The sequence below is a fragment of the Zooshikella harenae genome, assembly GCF_018837975.1.
Taxonomy (GTDB): Bacteria; Pseudomonadota; Gammaproteobacteria; order Pseudomonadales; family Zooshikellaceae; genus Zooshikella; species Zooshikella harenae.
On sequence record NZ_JAGSOY010000273.1, the window covers coordinates 1 to 1058 of the forward strand.

At 39.2% G+C, this 1058-nt stretch carries 1 protein-coding gene; it reads right to left on the reverse strand.

Annotated elements, in window-relative coordinates; translation table 11 throughout:
• Positions 1-160: 160 nt before the first annotated feature.
• On the reverse strand, positions 161-1058 hold an 898-nt coding region (locus tag KCG35_RS25585; RefSeq protein ID WP_215822676.1), incomplete at its 5' end, for a hypothetical protein.

Consider the following 1058-nt stretch of genomic DNA (forward strand, 5'->3'; position numbering starts at 1 on the left):
TTATCATCGGTAATACCAGGATTGGCTTGACGTAAATCCTCAACACTTACACCATTTTTTAAGGCAATCGTGGCTAAGGTATCACCAGGTTGTATACGATAAATCTTATCTGAACTCATTTTCTGTAAACTTCCTAAAAATTCTGCGGACTAAACCTATCTCAACTGTTTTGTTTTTGCGCTTGATACATTGTTAATAACTGGGCTCTATATGCTGCATCTTTGTTGTCTATATAAGAAAGAGGGATTAATTTTTTTTCTTGATCCATAAGCATTCCTGAATGTTGCTCATATAGCTTACTGACTAGATCTTGTAGTAATGGCTTATCTGGCTTGACATCGTTATACCGCTCCAGAAATTCCATACGTATTATTAAGTCTTCTTTATTGAAGGGATCAATGCGTTCTTTTATTCCAAAGTCCTGGTATAACTGCTCATACACAATACATTTTATTGGATCAAACGGTACCCCTGGCTTTTCATATACCAGCGCATTATATTTTTCCAGGCGCTGTATTTTTTCATGCTCAGAAAAATCCGTATTAAACAAAATATCCTGTTCTAACTTTACCCATTCGCGTTTGGGGATATCGGGGCCAAATTCTGTGACGACTAAAATTAATCGTGCAACCTGTTTTGTCTTACTGATGTTATAATCGTCACTTTTATCGCACCAATAGCGTATGGTGTCATGGAGCTGTTGGGGTTTTAGCTTTTTAAAAGCAGGGTTTTCTTCCATTAAATATAAGGCAATGGCTTCTTCCACTTTATGTTTGTGTTCTGCCATAATGCCTTCCCACTGTTTGGCACTAAATTCAAACCAAGGTCGTTCTTCTGGAAATTGGCCGTGCCAGGTTTGGGGGTTTTGCCAAATAACCCATTCACGTTCCAGCTCATCTTTAATCACTGCATGCGATTCCTTGCTACTCGTTTCCCGAAATAATGCCGGCCGGTAGTGATTGGGTACCCATAACTTGTCGATGGGGCCTAATAATTTAGCTTGCTCGTTGGATGTGCTGGCATTGAGTAATGGATTGATCACTCGGGGATCTTGATAA